Annotated in this window: 1 protein-coding gene; it reads right to left on the bottom strand. The window is 43.5% G+C overall.

Annotation, left to right across the window (positions count from 1 at the left end):
* Positions 1 to 119: 119 nt before the first annotated feature.
* A partial coding sequence (gene purC / locus ACT3QP_RS14975; RefSeq protein ID WP_444526051.1) for a phosphoribosylaminoimidazolesuccinocarboxamide synthase occupies positions 120 to 734 on the bottom strand: 615 nt, incomplete at its 5' end.

The raw sequence follows: 734 nt of genomic DNA, 5'->3' as shown, positions 1-734 counted from the left end.
GCCAAAGATTCGAGTCCTCACTAGGGAACCGAACTTAATCTAATGCCATAAAAAAACTGAGCTATAAACTCAGTTTTTTATTCTATACCATAACGATTAACGGCTTGAACCAATCAAGCTTAGTTTAATGGCACACCAATACGGTTCGCCACTTCTTCGTAAGCCTCAATCACATCACCCAATGATTGACGGAAACGGTCTTTATCGAGTTTTTTCTTAGTGCTCTTGTCCCAAATACGGCAACCATCTGGGGAGAACTCATCACCCAACACGATACGGTCGTGGAATACACCAAACTCTAGCTTGAAATCAACCAGTATCAGATCACCTGCATCAAACAATTTACTCAATACATCATTAACTTGATGCGTTAATTCTTCCATTCTTGCCAACTGTGCTTCAGTGGCCCAACCAAGTGACAGTGATAATGACTCATTCACCAGTGGATCACCAAGTGCGTCGTCCTTATAAAACAATTCATAAGTAGATGGCGTCAACGGCTGCCCTTCTTCTAATCCTAAACGACGAACCAAGCTACCGGCAGCGAAATTACGCATCACGCACTCGACCGGGATCATATCTAGACGCTTGACCAATACTTCGTCTTGAGACAACTGCTTTTCAAAATGTGTCTCAATGCCAGCATCAGCCAGCTTTTGCATAATAAAAGCATTGAAGCGATTGTTGACCACACCTTTGCGTGCCAACTGTTCGATGCGCTTACCATCAAGCGC

Source organism: Psychrobacter sp. AOP7-B1-24 (genome assembly GCF_052376215.1).
GTDB lineage: Bacteria > Pseudomonadota > Gammaproteobacteria > Pseudomonadales > Moraxellaceae > Psychrobacter.
The sequence above is the reverse complement of the archived record's forward strand: the minus strand, read 5'-3'. Positions and strand labels throughout refer to the sequence as shown.